We start from the raw sequence: 22,498 nt of genomic DNA on the forward strand, positions 1-22,498 counted from the left end.
AAACTTATGAAAGGAGTATCTTATATGCAACAAGAAACAACACCCATCCATAAAACATATTGGATTAAGTTAGTTACTATTTTCACGTTTGGTTGGCTCGTGATTTATACTGCCCGAACTATTCTAAATCCTATTATGGGAGACATCAAACAGGCATTTTCATTAAACAATGCACAGTTAGGTTTAATTATGAGTATCTTCTTTATTGGTTACACATTAACGCAAATTCCTTCAGGTATTTTAGGAGATAAAGTCGGTCGTAAGACAATACTTGTACCTAGCATGCTTATTTTCGGTATATTTACCGCCGTTACCGGTATGATGCCATCTTTCTTCCTATTCATGTTTGCTTGGCTCATGGTAGGCCTAGCACAAGGTGCGTACTATGGGCCACAATATGCCCTATCTTCGGAAGCAATCCCTGAAAAACATATCACATTAGGTAGCGCACTGATTAATAGTGGCATGGCTTTTGGGACATCCATTGGATATTTTATCTCAAGTTATACGGTTCAAGAGTTTGGTATGCATTGGCGTGTACCTTTCTTTATTATGGGCATTCCAGTGCTTATCTTAGCTTTGCTTATGTATAAAGTAATCAAAGAACGCCCGAAGCAAATCACCATTTCTAATGAATCGGTTCAAGAACCATTTAAATTTTCAAGTTTGTTTAAAAATCGAAACCTTATTTTAGCGTATATTATTATTTTCTGTTCTATTTATGGTTTTTTTATGATTATCACATGGTTACCTTTTTACTTAGAAACTGAACGAGGTATTAGCGGCGCACAAGTCGCTTTTGTCGCGTCACTTGTACCTTGGGCAGCGATACCTGGCTCTTTATTCTTTAGTTGGTTATCTGATCGTTTAGGTAGACGTCGTCCAGTGCTCATTATCATGTTACCATTAGCATTTATTTTCACAATATCTATAGTGATGTTTAATAATTTATGGGTTTTATATATCGCTTTAATTGGGTATGGTGTTGTTGGAAAAATAAGTACTAACCCTGTGCTCATCGCTGTGGTATCAGCCAATGCGCCTAAACATGCATTGAGCACTTCTTTTAGCGTCTATAACTTTATTGGTATGACCGCTTCTATATTAGCGCCTTATTTAACAGGTTACTTAACCGATTTAACTGGCAAAATGGCAACTGGCTTCTACCTAGCAGCTGGCCTACTCATTATCGGATTTATTTGTGCTCTTTTATTAAGAGAGCACAATAAAATAAAAGTAAGCTAATTTTAAGCATTGGGCTATACTCATAGTCTTCTCGTTTAATAAACATAGTATTTTCATATGATGACTAGGTTTTAGAGCGTTTTGATACATCTTATTCGAAATCTAGTCATTTTTGTTGTTCATCACTTATTATAATTATATATAAATAATATATTCGATTGACTTATTTCAAATTAGGCTAATTATAATCTTCAATAAAATTGAGTTGAATCTCTTGTCATTCTTCTATTTTCACTTTGTTAATTGCTTGATTAATTGCTTTGGCCATATCTAACATAGTCGCACTATAATTAGACTCGTCACTTCTCGATTGGCTACTTAAATCATTATTAGAGAATAACTGTTCTCTTAAAGCAGTTGTCATTTCAATTTGTACGCCCTCTCCTTTTTCATTCATATTGGCTGGATTACTATTTGCACGACCTTCAATTAAATCAGGCGCTTCTTCTGCTTTAATTCCTTTGGATTTTAATTCATCCGTTATCTCTAAACGTAATGCTTTATCCTTACCTCCTATATAAGCAATCGCTTTATCCCCTTTATAACCATGGATCATTACACTATATTGCTTATCTGAAACCATGTTGTGCAATACGTCATTATTATAATTTACTGATGTGACATGTAATTCAGAGTTATTTTCACTTCTAATACCTTCAAACGAAAAATAATCATAGTTGCCAAGTCGGGCAGTATATTTTGCTAACTCTGTAGTACCTGGTTCAATTGCGCCTCCATGCATAGCTGCAATAATTGTATCGCTGTCATTTTTTTCTGTGTTGATTTTCCAATCAACACCTTCATTTGTTTCTTTTTGGAGCTCTTCCATAGATTCATATTTATCAGGATTTCGGTTAGCAACTTCATAATTAATATGGTATGCATTTATGGTGTTTGGATTTTCAATGTTGTGTGTTTCAGATGCATTACTTTTATTTGAGTTAAAAATCAAAATACCTAAAACATTTAATATAAACAAACTACTCACGATAATCATTTGATTCAATTTAAAATACTTCTTTAAAATATTTCTCCTCATGGTTAACCCCCTTATTATAGATACAGATATGTTGAATGTGAATTTAAATCAAACTAAAATATTTTAGTTATTTTATATTTATGTATTACCACTTACTTTATTAAAATATCTAAACCATAATTAAATTTTTCAATTAGACGTAGAGATTATAAAAATACAAACTCCCCACAAAATCAAATGTGTTTTGTGGGGAGTCTTACTTCATTTATTTAAATCTCAATTCAAATTGGAAGTGGATATATTTGTCGTTTAAACGGTAAGCTTCGCTTAATTCTGGTCCGCAACTATTCGAGCCGATACCACTTTGCGCGTAATCAATATATAGATAAGTATCGCCTTCTACTAGTTCATCTTTATGCGTTGTATGCGTTAGTTCTTCTAATGTGTAATGTGTTACATTGAAGCTGAATGGTTGTTCGCTGGATACCACAATTTGATGTTGGTCACTTGAAATGTTTGCATAAGTTGTACCGTTATGACTGCCTGTTTCTTGTGGTTTGATATGATTACCACCGTTATCTGTAACAGTTGTTTCGAAATAATCTAAATAGTTCGCTACGCCTTTGTCTGGGTAACCACTAAATGGTCCACTGCCGTAATAAGTTACTGATTCAAATGCTTTTGGCAAAACCATAGCTAAACCAAACCTAGGTAAAAATGGCCCTTTTGTATCTTTTTCTAAATCGTAATTCACGTTAAGACGTCCATCATTATACACTGTCCATGTCATTGCCCCCTGTAGTATAGGAGGGACGACATCATTAATTATTACAATTTCAAAAATAACACTGACCGCATCATCAGTTTCTACAATTTTATAATCACGTATGCGAGTGATTGCGTCATAATACCCTAAATACGCCCAATCTTTTCTAATATTAATATCATTATCTATAGGCGCACGCCAAACATTGTTTTTTGTAGGTTGGGTTAAAATAATCTCATTTTTATGGGTAACAGATGCTAAGCTACCATCTGCTTTATTCAATACATATTGGCTATCATTTGTTGCAATGGTAATACTTTGATTATTTTCTTTATAACTTAATTCACCACTTTCTCGAGTAGTATCATATCCAACTGGTTGTCGTTGGTAGACAATTTGGTCATGACCTAGTTCAAAATGATTGTGGCGTAACGGTTCTTCATTTTTCAATTTATAACGTAATAACACATCACTTAATTCACTCATTTCAATATAGTCACTTAAATCAACATCTTTTATACTATGTGGTCCAAAGTTATTCATCATAATTTCAAACGGCTTTTTGTCACCACTTAAATAAGTCGCTGTACCTTCAATAGTTAAATAGTGCTCTACACTACTGAAATCTAGTTGATTACGTAATTTTAAAATACCGTCCGCTTCATGTATTACTTTGACAGGCCTATGTTCGTGTTTAAATTCATAATATCCTTCGTGCGGTATACGATCAGGAAAAACAATACCATCAACACAGAAGTTACCGTCATGCAGTTTTTCTCCAAAGTCTCCGCCATATCTAAAGATAGGATCACCATGATGTTGACCAACTTGGATGCCATGATCACACCATTCCCATACAAACCCGCCAATAAAACTATCATATTGTTCTACAAGTGTTTGATAAGCGTGCAAGTCACCAGGGGAATTCCCCATTGCGTGTGCGTATTCGCAAAGAATAAATGGTTTATCTAAACTGGGGTCTGTCAGATATGTTGTTTCTATTTCTTCTGGTGAAGGATACATTCTACTAATCATCTCAACATTTGATAAATCATATGATTTTGACTTGTCTCTATGGAAAGTGCCCTCATAATGTAATGGGCGTGTCGCATCTAATGTTTTTGCGTGTGCCATAGCTTTGACCATATTCACACCAAAGCCTGATTCATTGCCCATAGACCAAGATACAATCGAACTATAATTCTTTAACGGCGTAATCGATGCTTCAATGCGTTCAATTATTGGTATTTCATACTGCGGGTCATCCGTAATAATGTTAAAGTTATCTGTATTTTCATCACCATAAAGCCTAACAACACCATGGGTTTCTAAATCTGCTTCGCTCATCACATAAAATCCATATTGGTCTGTTAATTCATAGAATAATGGCGATTTAGGGTAATGTGCTGTACGAATCGAATTAAAATTGCCTTGTTTCATCAATGCTAAATCCTTCATAAATTGTGATTCACTCATCACATAACCTGTTTGAGGATCACTATCATGATAATTAGTACCTCTAAATTTAATAGATTGGCCATTGATATAAAATTGGTTGTTTTTGATTTGTATTTCTCTGATACCAACTTTTTGTGTAATAACTTCTGTTTCCGTAGAAAGTGTCACAGTATATAGTGTTGGATTTTCAGTTGACCACAATTGTGGTGTTTCAATTGTAAAGCTATAGTTGCTTGAAATATCTTCTTCTTGAATCAGCACGCCTTTAGGATTATATACGTGTGCCTTAACTTTCTCCAAATCTTGTTTATCTTCTAATTTAACGTCAATTGCGCCTTGAGTTAGCAATTCATTGACACGTGTTTCAATTTTAAAATCGTTAATACGTGCTTTTGCACGTTTTAAGATATAGACATCTCTAAAGATACCTGAATGTCTAAACATATCTTGGTCTTCAAAATACGTGCCATCTGAATATTTTAAAACAAGTACTTGAATCGTGTTGATACCATCATGAATCAGATTGGAAATATCAAATTCAGAAATCGAGTGAGAAATTTGGCTATAACCAACAAATTGATTATTGATCCATACATAAAACGCACTATCTACGCCTTCAAAATTTAAATGATAGTCACCTTTTTCATCATATGTTGTCACTTCAAATGAGCGTGTATAACGGCCGCATGGATTCTCTTTAGGTACATACGGCGGTTCAAATGGTATCGGATATTGTGTATTTAAATATTGTATTTGATCATACCCATATAAATTCCAAACTGACGGCACGGGAATATGATGTTTATCCACTTCCCTCGTCGCATTCAAACAGTCTGCCAATGTATTAAAATATTCAAAGCGCCAATCTCCATTTAATAACGTTACATTATTAGTTTGATAACGTGTTTCTAGACGATAAGCGGCCTCTCCTGGTTGATAAGGTATATAAAATGCACGACGTGGCAAAGTATTTACATGTTGAATATCTATATTTTCATGAAATTGTTGTTCTATCATTGATTATTTCCTCCTTTATTTACTCATACGTTCTTTGTGTTCTCTCTGACGCTTGTTTTGCAGTGTCTTTTCTATATCCGTTAAGAAATCACCTTTTAAATGAAAAGCTTTATGATATAAAAATGCAGCTAAAATTACGAAAATGATAGGCAATACGATAATTAAAATACGTAGCCCATTAATTGTCAGCGCTGTTTGCGCTTCATTTGGTGTATAGCCTAAAATGGATAATCCAAGGCCTACAATAAGCGCAGCTACAGCTTGTGAAGTTTTTGTTAAAAATGTATTCGCTGACGTAATTACACTTTCATTACGCTGTCCAAATTTAACTTCACCGTAATCGATAACATCTGCTAATGACACCGTTGTAATACCAATCATAAATCCTGACCCAATGCGTAGTAAGCCTGCGCCTACAATTACAGTTATTACGTTTTGTGGTGCGACAAAACCTGAAATTAAAATAAATAATAAACCTACAATGATGAGTGTAATTGAAGTATTAAAAGCTTTGGTTCTCCCTACCCATTTGATATAGCGTGGTAACATTAATAAACCGAGCATTTCACAAAGAATCATTGCATTGAAAATAGCAAATAAATGCTCTGCATTTACTACATATTTAAAGTAATAGATAATAGAACCATTTAGTGTCTGCAAACAAAGGTTAAATGTTAGTAAAACACCCATAATTGCTAATAATTCTTTATTTTTAAATAAAATTCTACCAATATCTTTAAAATTCACCTTAATACCTGTTTGTTGTTCCATTTCTTTATCTTCGGGTACTTTCCATACTGTGACACCGATTGTGAATATAAAAACAGCACTACAAATAACCGCAAATACAAAAATACCTATTGAATCACTACCTTTACCAAATATATCACCGAGTTTATGTATAAAAAATAAACCAAATGTCCCTACAGTAAATGCAGCTAAACTTGCGAAAAATCTTGGTATTACGGATATTTCCTCACGTTCTCTAGGATTATGCGTTAAATTAGGCAACCAAGACCAATACGGTATATCCATCATCGTATAAGTCATGCCCCATGCAATATATATAATTGATATATACACATACATCGCAGTTTGTGGTAAATCAAAGTTTGTGAATAATAAAATTGTAACAATAGCATTCACTATCGTTCCGATTACTAACCAAGTTTTAAATTTACCAAAATTATTCCGTGTATTATCGACAATCACCCCCATAATTGGGTCATTAATCGCATCCCATATTCGTGCAACAAAAAGCATTACACCCACAAACGCTGGGCTTAAACCGACAATGTCTGTGATATAAAACATTAAAAATACACCAACAATGTTGAAGATGGCGTCCTTACCTATGGCACCGAACCCAAAAGAAAATTTTTGCATGCCTGTTAAGTGTCTATTCATTTTTTTCACCCCTGAAATTTATAGAATATAAAACGCTTTCATAATGTGTTAACTTTATTTTATCAATCATTTATAAAAGTTATGAATAGCATTATGATGATAAAATATGGCAAAATGTTTCATTTATACTTAAAATGTGATTATATAAACTATATAACTATAATTTACGAGGTATTCTATGCAAGTGTTATGGAAAAAATTTCAAAAAAAGCATATTGATGCAGATTTAGTAGAATGCGGCATTGAAATTGGCGTGCCAAATGTTGGTTATAAATATTCAGTAATCAAAGAATTTGTTTTACATATCGTAACCCATGGCGAGGGTGTGTTTATATACAATGGTAAAAAACATGCATTAAAAGAAGGCGATATGTTTTTATTAGAAAAAGGGATGGATGTAGAATATAGACCGTCGTTTTCTAACCCTTGGACATACTATTGGATTGGCTTAAGTGGTAAACAAATTTTAGATTATTTACAAAGGTGCCATATTGTAGATAAACATGTCATTATGAATCAAGAGACGTCCGAAATAAGTCATACTATCCAAAAAATATGCAACCTTTCAAAATCAATTGATACAAATAATTCCAATGATATTTTAATTATGCAATACTTATATGATTTAGCTTACAAATTACAAAAACAATTTCCTAAAATATTTTCAGTAAATGTCGATATTATTAATGAAGATATTCAAAACGCGGTTACCTATATCAATGCAAATTATCAAAATAATATTATGATTGTGGATGTAGCGGATTATGTCAATGTAACACGTAGCCACTTATTTAGACTGTTTAAGAAAAACTTAAATTGTTCTCCTAAGGCATATTTAACTTATATTCGAATGTATCATGCTTCCCAATTATTAATTCATAGCAATATTTTAATAAATGAAATAGCGCGTCAAGTTGGTTATAAAGATCCACTCCTTTTTTCTAAAAGTTTCACGAAACATTTTAAAATTAGCGCTTCTGAATATCGAAATCAGTTTGCTAATCAATGCGCTTGGAAAACTTAACGTATTTAATTACAAGCATAGCAAATCACCGACATTTCAACATGGATGAATTTTTATACTGACTTTAATCTTTTTTATCTATTCCATATGCTTAGTTATATAAGCAAACGATGTGCTTTATTTTAATTGCCCTATATGTTTTGGAAAAGCGAGTTATTTATAAAATTATAACGATTATGTTATAATTATCTCAATTTTCAAAATTTAAAAAGAAAGGTGTTTTAAGTATGCCATTGCAGGTATTAATTATCGGAGGCGGTGTCGCTGGGCTGCGTATCGGCACTTTACTTTCAGAAAACAATATCTCTTTCAAAATTGTAGAATCACGAGAAAGATTGGGCGGAAGAGTGCTAACTAAACACGACAATACCGAAGACTATTTTGATTTAGGCCCCACGTGGTATTGGCCAGACACCGAAAAGCATATCGAATCCCTATTAAATACATACAACCTTTCTACAATCGAGCAATATAATAAAGGCGACAGTTTACTAGAATTATCTCAAAATCAACTACCCAAACGTATTGCTGCTTCTAATGTAAATAATAGAAGCAAGCGAATTGTAGGCGGTGTTAATGCGTTAGTAACAGCATTAAACAACCATATTTCTGACGATCATATTATTTTAAATCATAAAGTTGAGTCAATTTACCAAGAAAATCAATCATCTTATTCTGTTGTTACTTTAAACCAATATAGCCAGACACATGAAACATTTCATGCTGATATCGTTGTCTTAACTGTGCCACCTAGATTAGCCCTTAATTCAATTGATTTTAGACCGCCTCTCCCAGAGCCATTACAAATGGACTTACTTAATAAACCGACTTGGATGGGTGCGCAAGCTAAAATAGTGGTGACGTATCAATATCCTTTTTGGAGAGATGAAAATCTTTCTGGTAATGTCGTCAGTTGGGCAGGCCCATTAAGAGAAATTTATGATGCTACTACATCTTCTGGCAAAGCTGCATTATTTGGTTTCTTCAGTCTTCCTCCTGCTGAAAGAAATTCAAAATCTGAAGTATCGATTAAAGAGGAAGTCATTCAACAATTAACCAAACTTTTTGGTAGTCAAGCACAAGCATATGAACAGATTTTATATAAAGATTGGTCTCAAGATGGTCATACTGTAACTGAAGGCGATAAACTTAATATCGAAAGTTTTCCGAGTTATGGTCCGCCGCCAAAATATTTCAGCAATATGCTTTTTGCTGGCACAGAGTACGACGCTGTCCATGGTGGCCATATTGAAGGCGCATTGTCCTCAGCAAATCAAATTTCCCAGGAAATTAGAAATATAGTTAGCTCATCATCAAAATAAAAAGCGGGACAAAAATCATATTTTTATAAAATGATTTCGTTGTCCCACTTCTTATTTATAATATAGTTCAAACGTATTTGGCGTTTTTAGATCCTCAATATGCGTTTAGCTATTAACTTCCCCTTGAATACGAATAGATACATCTGCTTTTTTTAATAACTTACCAATCGTACATCCTCTGTCAGCTATCTCAAAAAGTCGATTTACTTCTTCAAAATCTTTTTTGTCTGCGTTTTCAGGTAAAGTGATTTTAGGATAATGTATAAATTCGAATGCTTTGTTTTCTAATTCTTTAATTTCAGTGTCCATTTGTACATCTACTACTGAAATCGTTCTTGCTTCAATCGCATACATTAATGTAATGATATAACATGATGCTGCTGAACTTGCTAACAATTCTTTTGGTGTCGCGCCTTCTCCAGTGCCACCTGATTTATTTGCTACTGCAATCTTTGCATCTAAATGCTCCGTTTCTACTTTTCCAAACCCTTTAATGTCACCGTTCCAATTTGTTTTTATTACAGCCATGATAATGTCCTCCTTTTTATTATTTGTAAAGCGTGGCATACCATAAATTTAATACAAAATTCATTTATTAGTAATAAAATTTGTTTTATTATCATATCAGCACGCATTAAGCTTAAAATTTCATTGCCTTTATCACATATTGAGTAATTATAAAGGCTATTTAGATAGTCATTTATATCATAATTAAAATGAAACTACTTACTATTACTTATATTATTCCCATTAAATCATTTACCAATCTTTATTATTCATTTTTTAAACATATATATCTATACATAAAAAAACGCTAAAACGATTAATCAAAAAGCGTTTTAACGTTTTTATGCATTATAGATTAAGCAAAATATTAAATTTTATGATGGCACCTCTGTACGTTTGGTACTATGCTTTCTAATTGCTGCAGCTATCACTGTAGAAGCAGCGCCAAAAATCATAAACCCAATAAACATCCACATCGTTGTATCTAATTGGATACCTTCATGTAAATATAAAATCTCTCTTAATGAATTGGCATAATGCGCAAATGGGTTCCATCCAACAATATATTTTTGATAGAAATCAGGTAACATTTGTTTTGGTAATGTCACTAATTGCATACTGAAAAACATTAAAAGGAAAAAGATTGGTATAGATTTTAAACCGAGCCAAGTCATCGTACCTAATATAAGCCCTACAAACCCCATAATTGCTAGAGCAACAAATGTAGCTGTCGTATTTGTGTTGTTAAAATCAAAGCCCAGTACAACTTCCATAAAGTAAATATATGCAAACGCACCTACAAATGCCGTAACGATCGTCATAGCAATTTGTCCTAATGAAGCAATTATGCGGTGATGTATTGCAATATTATTACTCGTTCTAAATGCAAAAAAGAGCAATACTGAAATGAGAATAGAACCCATCCATACTGGCATAAACATTAAGAATGGACCATTGCCACCTGCTTGATGACTACTTATTTTATTTATTTTTTCACTACTTACGTTAACTGGATGCGTTAAACTTTGAACGTCTGATGCTTTTACATCAACATCTTGTTTTTGTAGTATAGACAAGCTTTGTTTTGTAATTTGTTGGTTTACGTTATCACCCATGCCTTCCAATATTTGAGAAGCCATTTGCGATATTTGTGTCCCTCCGCCATCATTGACCATTGTTTTAAAACTCGCTTTTTGAGTTGTTATTTTCTGGTCGCTTCCAGATTCTGTCATTTTTTCCTGCATTTTTTTCGCTTGCTCTGCTGGTACCTCTCCAGATTGAACTTTATCTTTCATTTCTTGTTTTTTAGCGTACATAACTACATTTTGTGTTTTACTTAGTGCATGTTTTGAAAAATCTTTTTCAATAATTGCTGCACCATAATATTTTTGATCTTTCATGCCTTTTTTGATATCTGCTTCACTATCAACTTGAACCCATTTAACCGCACCTGAATTGCTGTCCATTAATTTATCTTCTAAATGCTTACCTATATTAATATTTTTTCCTTGTATGTCAGTACCTTTGTCTTGGTTGACTATTGCCATCGGAATATCTTTAGGTTTTGGATTAAATGCTGGGTAAAAAGCAATTGAAAAAATAACAAATATTAGAATAGCTACAATAGGTGCAAGCCATAGTAATTTACTTTTAAAAATATTCATCTATCGTCCCTCCTATTTAACAAACACAGTGTTGAATATTTATCACTTTGTCTATTATAATAGGAAATAAGCCGTATACAATAAGCAATGATACGCAAGTCGTTCATTAATGAACACTTTATCTATAAATGTCTATTAAATATAAAGGAGTTTCAATTTATGCCAGAAGATAGACGTGTCCGGAAAACACAAAATGCGATTAAACAAGCGTTGATTCAATTATTAAATGAAAAAGATTTAGATAAAATAACGATTAGTGATATTACTCAAAATGCTGATATTAACCGCGGGACTTTTTATCTTCATTATGAAGATAAATATATGCTTTTAAATAAGATGGAAAATGAATATATTGAATATTTATCAAATACACTAAATACAAAGGATAAATTCTATGTTGGTATGGATGCTAAAGCATTTGCACGTATCTTTACCGAAGAAAAATTAAAAAAAGTTGTACTTCACATCGATGCCAATTTCGAGTTTTATAAAACCATCTTTTCATTAGAAAGACGTAGTCAATTAGAAACAAAATTAAGCCAAGTGATTTATCAAAATATGAAAAAACATATCGCAACTAAAGATACGATAGACGGTATTCCGCTAGACTATTTTCATAGTTATGTCTCAGGTGCGACGATATCTTTTATTAAATATTGGGTCAAAGATAATCGTAGAATCGACCCTTACACGTTAATAGACAGTCTAGTCAAAATTATTTTTAATGGCCCATTAAGACTAATGGCGAAAGAACAATATAACGTTCGCGAATGATAAGTTAGATTATTGTTGAAAGCCAATGCTCCAGTTAATTTCATTATTATAATTAACTTGAAAATAGTAATAGCATTTTGATTCAACATCATAACATATAAATTATTTTAATAAGTGCTGTTTAAGGACTTATTATTTATCTATGTACACTTTCAAACTTGAAACGAAGCAAAAAACACTTTTTTAAAATGGTTGCATCGACCATCTTATTAATATGACTAGTAAAAAGAATACAAGCACTAGCTTCATGATAAGCATCTTTAAAATTAAAAAACGTGTTTTAAGTAAAATGGTTTTTAAAATTCGTACTTTTAATAAACGCATTTTCATTGCAATCAGCAATTGTCTACACGATATTCACGGCTAAGTGACTATTTATAGCTCAATTTTCATGCTCAAAATATTTTGACTACTGATCATATTCTCGGCTATATTTAATGTATTATCATTTCAAAATCACATAACTAAGGGAATGTTTTTATGAAAATCACTAAAATCTTAAACAATAACGTTGTATTGTCCAAGATTAATGGGGAAGAACGTATCGTTATGGGAAACGGATTAGCGTTCGGCAAGAAAAATGGACAACAACTAGAACGTTCAAAAATTGAAAAAGTTTTTCGGTTAACGAGTGAAGATCAAGAACGCATGTTAACTTTATTAAATGAAATCAATCAAGATGTGCTTTTAATTACTGAAAAAATTATAAAATCGGCAAACCAACTTTATGAGTCACCCGTTTCAGAAACGATTTATATTGCACTAACTGATCATATTAATTATGCAATTGAACGTACGCGTGATGGTTTTGATATTAAAAACCCATTACTTTATGAAATACGTTCACTATATCCAAAAGAATATGAAGTAGCTCAAAATGGATTACACGAGATTAATCATTATTTCAACGTTACGTTACCAAAAGATGAAATTGGATTTATTGCTATGCATATTGTGAATGCCAGTTTAGATGAAAATATTGCCAATATTTATGAAATCACTAAAATCACTAAAAGTATGCTTGATATCGTTCGTTATCATTTCAATCTTGCTATCAACGAAGATGAGCTAAATTACTCTAGGTTTATGACACATCTTAAATTTTTTAGCCAAAGGCTAATTAGTCATCAATCTTTAAACGAAGTTACAGATGAAAGTCTACTAGAAGCTTTAAAGCAAAAGCACGCTAAATCAGATGCTTGTGTAGATAAAATTGCAGACTTTTTACTCAAACATTATCATCACCAATTATCTAACGACGAACGCGTTTATTTAATATTACATATTGCGAGATTGCTAAAGTAATCGATGTAAGCGTTGACATATTTTTTTATAGAGGCTATACTGTATTCAAACTTATATTTTGTTACTTTTGACGTTGCTATCAACGTTTGGGGTTGTAACTTTAAGTAGGCAAAACCCAGAGTAATGCATTACGAACCTAACTAGAGGTCCGTATGTGTATTATTCTGGGTTTTTTTGTTTTTATTTAGCTAAAGCTAGCCTAGCTATTTGTTTTTAAATAAATTACGTTAATTGATTGGCCACAATCGACGTATTAAACTTATTTATCCTTTAAACAAAACGAAAATTGAGGTGAATTTATCAATGAAATACGAAGATTTAGCAAAAGATATCGTAGAAAAAGTGGGAGGAGAAGAAAATATTAATTCTCTTACCCACTGTATTACACGTTTACGTTTTAAATTGAATGATGAAGATAAAGCTGATACAGAATATTTAAAACAGCATGATGAAATCGTCACAGTAATGAAATCAGGCGGACAGTACCAAGTGGTGATTGGTAACCATGTCCCTGATGTATACGATGCAATTACTAAAATAACACGTTTAGGCTCAGATAATGAAAATCACACACAAGAGGCTAATTCAGGTAATATGTTAAATCGATTTATTGATTTAATATCTGGTATCTTCCAACCTATTTTGGGCATTCTTGCAGCTGCTGGGATGATTAAAGGTTTCGCTGCACTATTCTTAGCACTTGGTTGGTTAACTGAATCATCTGGTACCTATCAAATATTATTTGCATTGGGAGATGCATTATTTTATTTCTTCCCTGTATTTTTAGGTTTTACTGCTGCTAAAAAATTTGGCTCAAATCATTTTATTGGTATGGCCATAGGTGCAGCCATTGTATACCCTTCATTAGTATCTGCAATGGAACTAGGAGCTAAAGGAGCGCATATACTTTTTGCTGGTACCATTTTTGAAGTAGAGTCAAATTTATCATTTCTAGGTATACCAGTTATATCTATGACCTATACATCAAGTGTTATTCCTATTATTGTTGCGATTTATTTTGCAAGTATCCTTGAACGTAAATTGAAACGTATTATTCCAGATGTTGTTAAAACATTCTTTGTTCCATTTTTCACTTTACTCATTATTGTTCCACTGACTTTTATAGTGATTGGACCTATATCTTCTTGGATCGCTAATTGGATTGGTTCAGGAGCAATAAGTATCTATGAATTAAGCCCTATATTAGCTGGTTTATTGCTAGGTGCTTTTTGGCAAGTATTTGTTATATTTGGAATCCATTGGGGGCTTGCTGCAATTATGATTAACAATGTTTCTACCATTGGGTATGATATTATATTCCCACTTATTTTTGCAGCATCTTTTGCTCAAACTGGTATTGTTATTGGTATTTTCTTAAAAACAAGAAATACTAAACTGAAATCAATTTCTTTACCAGCTGCTATTTCTGGCTTGTTTGGTGTGACTGAACCTGCAATTTACGGTGTTACATTACCTAGAAAAAAACTCTTTATTTATAGTTGTATTATTAGTGGCTTATTTAGTGGATTTGTTGGTTTCGCAGGTACAAAATTATACTTTATGGGCGGACTTGGCATTTTTGGTTATACCACATTCATTGGCGATAATGGCTTAGATTCTACGTTCTGGGCTATTGTAGTTGCTTCACTATTAGCCGTGGTTGTCGGTGGTATCGTTGGTTATATTGTCCATTCTGATAAAAAAGAAACTAAAGTACAAGCTACCGCACCAGAATCAGAACAACCTAATAATGATCAAAATAGTAATGATACAGTCAATGCCATAAATGAAAATATGCCAGAACCCAAGGATGACTTTATTGTTGCACCTGTGCCCGGTGAGATGAAAAAGCTTGAACTTGTTGATGATCCAGTATTCTCATCTCTTGCAATGGGTAAAGGCGTCGCTATTAAACCTTCCTCGGACATCATTGTGGCTCCGTTTGATGCAACTGTAGAAAGTCTATTCCCTACTGGGCATGCAATCGGTCTGAAATCAAAAAATGGGACAGAATTACTCATTCATATAGGTATTGATACAGTGAAATTAGATGGTTTAGGCTTTGAACCATTAGTAAATCAAGGCGATATCGTTCAAGTCGATCAACCGCTTATACAATTTGACTCAGAAACAATACGCAACCATTCATACGATGACATCGTCATGGTTGTAATAACCAACACAAACGAAACAAAAGACGTCGTTATACAAGCACAAAACACAATTAAAGAAAAAGACTCGCTCATCTCTGTTATTTATTAATTTCAAAAATTCAAGGAGGTCAATGATATGTCAGTATTAGGTAAAGATTTTTTATGGGGCGGCGCTATCGCTGCCAATCAAGTTGAAGGTGGATATGATAAAGCTGGTAAAGGACTAAGTCTTGTAGATTTACTTCCTGCAGGAGAAGCACGAAAAGCACCACTATTTAATCCAGCTAAAGGGTTAAATAACAGTTTTGATTTTTACCCTAGTCACCAATCTATTGATTTTTACCATCGTTATGAAGAAGATATCAAATTATTTGCTGAAATGGGATTTAAAGCATTACGCTTTTCAATTTCTTGGCCTAGGATTTTCCCACACGGTGATGAAACTGAACCGAATGAAAAAGGTCTAGCATTCTATGATAAGGTATTTGACACTTTAGAAAAATATGGTATTGAACCGATTGTTACTATTAATCATTTTGATACGCCCTATTATTTAGCTGAAATTTATGGTGGATGGTATAACCGTAAAACTGTAGATTTCTTTTTAAATTACGCTACTGTCCTATTCAATAGATATAGTCATAGAGTTAAGTACTGGATTACACATAATGAAATCAATATGATTTTGCATATTCCTTATATTGGTGGCGGTTTAATTATCCAGGAAAATGACAATAAAAACCAAATCATGTACCAAGCTGCCCATCACCAACTTATTGCCTCAAGTCTTGCTACAAAAATTGCTAAAGAAATTGATGAAACAAACCAAATTGGCTGTATGTTAGCAGCTGGTGACGTGTATCCCAATACGTCACATCCAGATGACGTCATGGCTGCACTATCAAAAAATAGAGAACAATATATATTTATAGATGTTCAATCTCGCGGTGAATATCCTAGTTATAGTAAACGTATGTTTGAAGATTTGGGTGTATTTATTGAAAAACAGACTGGTGACGACGAAATTTTAAAAACATACACAGTAGATTATATTTCATTTTCTTATTATTCAAGCCGACTCGAAAGTGGAAATAAAGAAATTAACCAAAACAAAGAAGCTGGGAACGCCTTTGCTTCACTTAAAAATCCTCATTTGGAAGCGTCAAATTGGGGCTGGCAAATCGACCCAGTGGGGTTAAGAGTAACAATGAATCAGATATACGATCGCTATCAAAAACCATTATTTATCGTGGAAAATGGCCTAGGTGAAATCGATAAAGTCGAAGAGGATGGCAGCATTCATGATACTTATAGAATTAAATATTTAAGCGAACACTTAAACCAAATGATTGAAGCGGTGAAAGATGGCGTACCATTGCTTGGATATACTTCGTGGGGTTGTATAGATTTAGTTTCAGCAGGTAGCGGTGAAATGAAAAAACGCTATGGCTATATTTATGTTGATCGAGATAATAAAGGGCATGGCTCTTTAAATAGATTACGTAAAGATTCATTTTATTGGTATCAACGTGTTATTCAAAGTAATGGAGACAACTTATCATACTAATTTAAATATAAAGGAGTATTAAATATGGGAAAAATCAAAGGATTTAAAAAAGGATTTTTATGGGGCGGCGCTACAGCTGCTAATCAAATCGAAGGTGCGTATAATTTAGACGGTAAGGGCTTATCTAGTGCGGACTTCACAGAATATATTCCTAAAGACCAGCGTCGCGGAGATAATAATATGGAAGTAACATCCGATTTCATTGAAAAAGTTACTTCCGGACAGTATCAAGGTCGCTTCCCTAAACGTGATGGTATAGATTTTTATCATAACTATAAAGAAGATATTAAACTATTTGCTGAAATGGGATTCAAAGCATTTAGGATGTCCATCAATTGGGCACGTATTTTTCCAAAAGGCTACGAAAAAGAACCTAATGAAGCCGGTCTCGCTTTTTATGATGATGTATTCAAAACACTAAAATCATACAATATCGAGCCTGTTGTAACGCTAAGTCATTATGAAACACCTTTTGGTTTAACAGAAAAGTACAATGGTTGGATAAATCGTAATGTCATTAATCATTTTGTTAATTACGCTGAAACTGTTTTTAATCGTTATAAACATGACGTAAAATACTGGATAACATTTAACGAAATCAATGTTATTAATATTTCGCCTTTCACAGGTGGTGGTATTATTTCAGATAAATTAGATTATCCTTTAGCAGCTTCATACCAAGCGCTGCATCATCAATTTGTAGCGTCTGCACTAGCTACTAAAAAACTAAAAGAAATAATCCCGAATGCCAAAATGGGTTGCATGATAGCCCGTATGAAACATTATCCATATACTTGTAACCCACAAGATGTTTTAAAAGCGCAGCAAGAAGATCAAATGAATTTAATGTATACTGATGTACAAGTTAGAGGTGAGTACCCTAACTATTACAAACAATTTTTAGCAGATAACGGAATTGAATTGGATATTCAAAATAATGATTTAGATATCATTAGACAGCATACAGTTGACTACTTATCATTTAGTTATTATATGTCTATGTTATCTTCTGTTTCTCCTGAAGGACAAACTACGCAAGGTAATTTAATGAACAGCTTAAAAAATCCTTATCTAGAAGCGTCTGATTGGGGTTGGCAAATTGATCCGATTGGTTTAAGAATTGTGTTAAATGAGCTATGGGATCGTTATCGCGTGCCATTATTCATTGTAGAAAATGGTTTAGGCGCAGTCGATGAAGTGGTTGATGGCGCAATACATGATGACTATCGTATAGATTACTTAAGCAAACATATGAGTGAAGCTAAAAAAGCTGTTCAAGATGGTGTAGATTTAATTGGTTATTTATCTTGGGCGCCAATCGATTTAATTTCTATGTCTACAAGCGAAATGACAAAACGTTATGGCTACATTTATGTTGATCAAGACAACTATGGTAATGGCAGTATGAAACGAATGAAAAAGGATTCATTTGAATGGTATAAAAATGTAATTTCAACTAATGGCACATCATTATAATACATTCCATTTATGAGCGGGCACTGTTCTAGTGCTCGTTTTTTTATAAAAAATACCAACGACTTAAGCGTTGGCATTATCTAAAAATTAAAAGTACGTATATTATTTTGTTTTGCGATCAATATCTAATTCGGTTGTAAATTTGGGTGTTTCTTTTTTAAATAAATATGATCCATTTCGAATAGATGCAATACAATCCACACGTCGACGTTGTGCTTCAAATACATTTGGGGCATCCAGTACAATAAAGTTCGCTGGTTTCCCTTCAGATAATCCATAAATATCACCCAATCCCATTAATTTTGCTCCGTTATAAGTAATTAAGTCAAAATTACGTGGAAAATCTTCTTCGCGCATTAATTGTGTCGCATGTAAGCCGTTATCTAAGATATTCATTAAATTACCAGAGCCAGCTGGGTACCATAAATCAACAATTGAATCTTGCCCAAAAGCGACATTAATCCCATTATCTACAAATTCTTTAACACGCGTTAATCCTCTTCTTTTTGGATAAGTATCTTGTCTACCTTGTAAATATAAATTTTCAGTTGGACAAGAAACAAAATTCAACCCAGATTGACGGAATAACCCCATCATACGAAATGCATAAGCATCATCGGCTGAACCAAACGAACAAGTATGTGAAGCTGTGGTTGATTGACCGTAACCTTGTTTCATCGCTTCTGCATTTAACTTTTCTAAGAAACGCGCTTGTGTATCATCCGTTTCGTCACAATGGACGTCAATTAATTTATCATATTTAATAGCAAGCCTAACGATTTCTTTAATGGATTCGACCCCTTCTTCTGGGCTCCATTCATTATGTGGGATACCTCCAACACAATCTGCACCTAACCGTAAAGCTTCTTCAACTAAGTCACGCCCCGTTTTACCTTCTTCTTTAAAAGAGTACATACCATTTTGTGGAAACGCTACGACTTGAATTGTAATATTATCTTTTAATTCATCTCTTACTTCAAGCGCTGCTTTAATACCAGTTAAGTTTGGATCCGTACAATCTGTTTGTGCACGAATGTACTGTGTTCCATAACCTGCAACATCATTCACTGCTTGGCGCATACGCGATTTCATTTCTTCTTTTGTCGTGCCTTTCTTATAATCATTCCATAAATCAATAGCCTCAAACAATGTGCCAGAGGTGTTTTTGATTTGCGGATCTTGTCCTGTAAAGTAGTAATCTAAATGAAGGTGAGCATCAACATACGGCGGCAAGACTAATGCCCCTTCTAAATCAATAATTTCATCGGCTTTACCAAGATTATTGCCAAAAGCCTTGAACTTACCATTTTCTACTAAAATTTCTGACGCCTTATCATGTTTATAAATTGATACATTAATGAATTTTTTACTCATTAATCAAACCTCCTATGCTTTTCTACCATAAGCCTTAAGAGACATTTAAGCAATTGATTTCCCAGGCAATATATTTTTTGTCCCTCTCTCAGTTTCCTCGTACTATAAATGCTTTAACGACTTAGGATATAATAAAATGCTGACACATACCATCGTTAAGATGGCGTATCAACGTTTTATTTAAATGGACGGCACAGTTTTATAAAAATAAGTGCTTACTTGAATCATCATTTAATTATCATCTGTGATATACGCTTTAATTAACTAGACGTTTTCATAAGGAACCTTACGTTTTATAACGGTATGGGCGGTTAGTATATTTTTTTAAAACTACAATGTTTCTAACATACATTATTTTGAAGTTTACTTTGTAATGTTTAATTCATGTTTTATCTAAATAAATTTTTGAAAAAAGCCGTGAATTTGTTTTCCTCTTTCTTCAATGAAACATCTACCTTTGGCGCGTGTGTACCCTTAATAAATTGCCGTTTATAAGACACGTATGCTTTGCCTTTTTTATCCACATTCAATTTCACGTTCTTCATCTTTTTAGGGACAACGTCGTACAAATCATTTTTGACATGATATGTTTTATCGTTAATTTCATGTTCGCCTTCGCTTAATACTTTTCTATATTCATATTTATCAAATTGTTTATTGATATGTTTATTAGCTATTTTATGACGTTCGTTTTTTGCTTTATTGCTTGGGAAAGGCTTAACATTTAAAATAGCTTCATTAAGACGCAAACCATCACGTTTACTCGTTAACGCTAGACTGTAGCCTTCATCACTGGTCCCCGTTTTTAAACCATCCGCCCCTTTTAAGTCAAACCGTTCTCCTTTTAAAGAAAGATTTTTAGTTTTCAATTCTGTATCAAATTGATTATCTTTCGTCTTAGAACTATACGTTAAAACCTCAGGATGATCTTTTAATAAGTGTTGCATTAAAATTGTCATATCTTGTGAAGTTGTCTGAGTCTTACGCTCTTTTTTATATTTTTCAGGCGCATATTGATGTAATAGTTGATTATCTGCACCTGTAGGATTTACAAAATGCGTATGTTCCATACCAATCTTTTTAGCTTTATCATTCATTTGATTTGTAAATCTCGACGTTGAACCAACTATTTTTTCACCTAAAATCAGTGTCGCTGCATTACTTGATTCTAAAGTGATCTGTCTTAAAAATTGATCAATAGTATAAGCCTGTTCTGCCTCTAAAGGGACGCTTGCTAAATTAGGTAACTCAGACATCTTTTCATAATCTGGCGTTATCTGTATTTTGTCTGATGCTTTTATATCCCCATTTTCTATAGCATCAAAGGTCAAATACATGGTCATCATTTTAGTTAGAGAAGCTGGGTCTGTTACTTTGTCATCATTAGATTGATAGAGAATTTGACCAGTTTGAGTTATCACACTAACGCTTTCTGGTTTATATTGGTCACCATATGTATCTTCGGGCGTTGCTGATTGAGCTATTGCTGAAGATGTTGGTATCATCATAGTTAAAGAAAGTATACAACTTAGAATCACCACGCTTATTTTGTTTAACACTTATGTTCATCCCTCTCTCAATGATTTATAATAAGTAGCCAAAATACCTTAAATGTGAACCATATTATTTTGGGTATAAATCTAAATATTCCTCTAATGTTTCGCGATGATTATATAGCGTTTTAGCTGTATCTTTTCCTACATATCTTATATGCCAAGGCTCATATTGATAACCAGTTATATGCGTTTTGTCCTTAGGATATCTTACAATAAACCCGTATTTATGCGCATTACGTTTTATCCATTGTCCTTCTTCTGTTTTACCAAATGATTCTTTGAAGTTGGTATCTGTGTTCTCAGAAACAACATCATATGTCAAACCAGTTTGATGTTCTGAATGACCTGGTTTAGCACTATATTTATTGGCAGCTTCTTCTCCATCTCTTTGAACATAACGATTAAATAATTGTTCTTGAGTTTGATAACTTCTAAAACCACTTGCACTTGATAAATGATATCCTTTCTTATTACCGGCGTTTAATAATTTATGTAATGCTTCACGGGCCACTTCGTTCTCACCCGGGTTAAAATGTTCTGGTAAGGAAATATCTTTATTTACAATTAAAATCTCGTCGATATAAGTAACACCGTTCTTAACTGTTTTATTATGTTCATTTTCTTTTTTTTGACTTTGCTGTTTTTCATGTTTTTTGCTATCTGTATGACGGGGTTCACTCTCTTGGTTCGAGCATCCAACTAAAATTAAACACAACATGATAACCAATAATTTAAACTTATTCATTGTTACTCCTTCAGAAAATAAATTTAAAACTAATATAATACACAATATAATAGTTAAGCAATTAATTGCATTCACCATTAATATAACACGCGGTACATAAGAGACAAAGTTTTTGCTAGTATTTTTATCTTTTATTATTAATAATAGCAAAACTATAAT

Annotated in this window: 16 protein-coding genes; 8 read left to right on the top strand and 8 right to left on the bottom strand. The window is 33.0% G+C overall.

Annotated elements, in window-relative coordinates:
* Positions 1–24: 24 nt before the first annotated feature.
* Positions 25–1,245: an MFS transporter gene (locus tag KA894_RS10595; protein ID WP_245337210.1), complete on the top strand. Its 1,221-nt coding sequence runs from the start codon at positions 25–27 to the stop codon at positions 1,243–1,245.
* 217 nt (positions 1,246–1,462) lie between these two features.
* Here the strand turns inward: KA894_RS10595 and KA894_RS10600 are convergent, their stop codons facing one another.
* From KA894_RS10600 to melB, 3 genes are all read right to left on the bottom strand, one after another.
* Complete coding sequence (locus tag KA894_RS10600; RefSeq protein WP_232165045.1) at positions 1,463–2,284, bottom strand: poly-gamma-glutamate hydrolase family protein; 822 nt, start codon at positions 2,282–2,284, stop codon at positions 1,463–1,465.
* 205 nt (positions 2,285–2,489) lie between these two features.
* Positions 2,490–5,465 (bottom strand): glycoside hydrolase family 2 TIM barrel-domain containing protein, encoded by a 2,976-nt coding sequence (locus KA894_RS10605; protein ID WP_119488077.1) that lies wholly within the window; start codon positions 5,463–5,465, stop codon positions 2,490–2,492.
* 15 nt (positions 5,466–5,480) lie between these two features.
* A complete protein-coding gene (melB, locus tag KA894_RS10610; protein WP_096808150.1) occupies positions 5,481–6,872 on the bottom strand; it encodes a melibiose:sodium transporter MelB in 1,392 nt (463 codons plus the stop codon).
* 178 nt (positions 6,873–7,050) lie between these two features.
* Here melB and KA894_RS10615 point away from each other — a divergent pair, with 178 nt between their 5' ends.
* Complete coding sequence (locus KA894_RS10615; RefSeq protein ID WP_096808149.1) at positions 7,051–7,896, top strand: AraC family transcriptional regulator; 846 nt, start codon at positions 7,051–7,053, stop codon at positions 7,894–7,896.
* A gap of 227 nt (positions 7,897–8,123) precedes the next feature.
* Positions 8,124–9,218 (top strand): flavin monoamine oxidase family protein, encoded by a 1,095-nt coding sequence (locus KA894_RS10620; protein WP_119488076.1) that lies wholly within the window; start codon positions 8,124–8,126, stop codon positions 9,216–9,218.
* 105 nt (positions 9,219–9,323) lie between these two features.
* On the opposite strand, the gene KA894_RS10625 is transcribed toward KA894_RS10620, so the two are convergent.
* Both KA894_RS10625 and KA894_RS10630 read right to left on the bottom strand, forming a co-directional pair.
* The gene (locus KA894_RS10625; protein ID WP_182478049.1) at positions 9,324–9,746 is read right to left on the bottom strand and encodes an OsmC family protein; all 423 of its coding nucleotides are present in this window, start codon (positions 9,744–9,746) and stop codon (positions 9,324–9,326) included.
* A 353-nt stretch (positions 9,747–10,099) separates the two neighbouring features.
* Entirely contained in the window at positions 10,100–11,389 is a 1,290-nt protein-coding gene (locus tag KA894_RS10630) for a YhgE/Pip domain-containing protein (protein ID WP_119488074.1), read from the bottom strand.
* 159 nt (positions 11,390–11,548) lie between these two features.
* Here KA894_RS10630 and KA894_RS10635 point away from each other — a divergent pair, with 159 nt between their 5' ends.
* The 5 genes from KA894_RS10635 to KA894_RS10655 all read left to right on the top strand — a co-directional run bounded on the left by KA894_RS10635 (position 11,549) and on the right by KA894_RS10655 (position 18,664).
* Positions 11,549–12,163: a TetR/AcrR family transcriptional regulator gene (locus tag KA894_RS10635; RefSeq protein ID WP_096808145.1), complete on the top strand. Its 615-nt coding sequence runs from the start codon at positions 11,549–11,551 to the stop codon at positions 12,161–12,163.
* A gap of 480 nt (positions 12,164–12,643) precedes the next feature.
* On the top strand, positions 12,644–13,468 hold the full coding sequence (licT, locus tag KA894_RS10640) for a BglG family transcription antiterminator LicT (RefSeq protein ID WP_107644288.1): 825 nt from the start codon (positions 12,644–12,646) through the stop codon (positions 13,466–13,468).
* Between the two features lie 303 nt (positions 13,469–13,771).
* Positions 13,772–15,730: a beta-glucoside-specific PTS transporter subunit IIABC gene (locus KA894_RS10645; RefSeq protein WP_107644289.1), complete on the top strand. Its 1,959-nt coding sequence runs from the start codon at positions 13,772–13,774 to the stop codon at positions 15,728–15,730.
* Positions 15,731–15,757: 27 nt separating this feature from the next.
* A complete protein-coding gene (locus tag KA894_RS10650; protein ID WP_107644290.1) occupies positions 15,758–17,188 on the top strand; it encodes a 6-phospho-beta-glucosidase in 1,431 nt (476 codons plus the stop codon).
* A 24-nt stretch (positions 17,189–17,212) separates the two neighbouring features.
* Positions 17,213–18,664 (top strand): glycoside hydrolase family 1 protein, encoded by a 1,452-nt coding sequence (locus tag KA894_RS10655; RefSeq protein ID WP_107644291.1) that lies wholly within the window; start codon positions 17,213–17,215, stop codon positions 18,662–18,664.
* A gap of 102 nt (positions 18,665–18,766) precedes the next feature.
* On the opposite strand, the gene KA894_RS10660 is transcribed toward KA894_RS10655, so the two are convergent.
* From KA894_RS10660 to KA894_RS10670, 3 genes are all read right to left on the bottom strand, one after another.
* On the bottom strand, positions 18,767–20,038 hold the full coding sequence (locus KA894_RS10660) for an amidohydrolase family protein (RefSeq protein WP_103373071.1): 1,272 nt from the start codon (positions 20,036–20,038) through the stop codon (positions 18,767–18,769).
* A 389-nt stretch (positions 20,039–20,427) separates the two neighbouring features.
* The gene (pbp4, locus tag KA894_RS10665; protein ID WP_107644292.1) at positions 20,428–21,597 is read right to left on the bottom strand and encodes a penicillin-binding protein PBP4; all 1,170 of its coding nucleotides are present in this window, start codon (positions 21,595–21,597) and stop codon (positions 20,428–20,430) included.
* 64 nt (positions 21,598–21,661) lie between these two features.
* Positions 21,662–22,339, bottom strand: coding sequence for a M15 family metallopeptidase (locus KA894_RS10670; RefSeq protein WP_103373073.1), 678 nt, complete (start codon positions 22,337–22,339; stop codon positions 21,662–21,664).
* Positions 22,340–22,498: the final 159 nt, after the last annotated feature.

The sequence above is a fragment of the Staphylococcus sp. GDY8P131P genome (assembly GCF_017891975.1).
GTDB lineage: Bacteria > Bacillota > Bacilli > Staphylococcales > Staphylococcaceae > Staphylococcus > Staphylococcus nepalensis.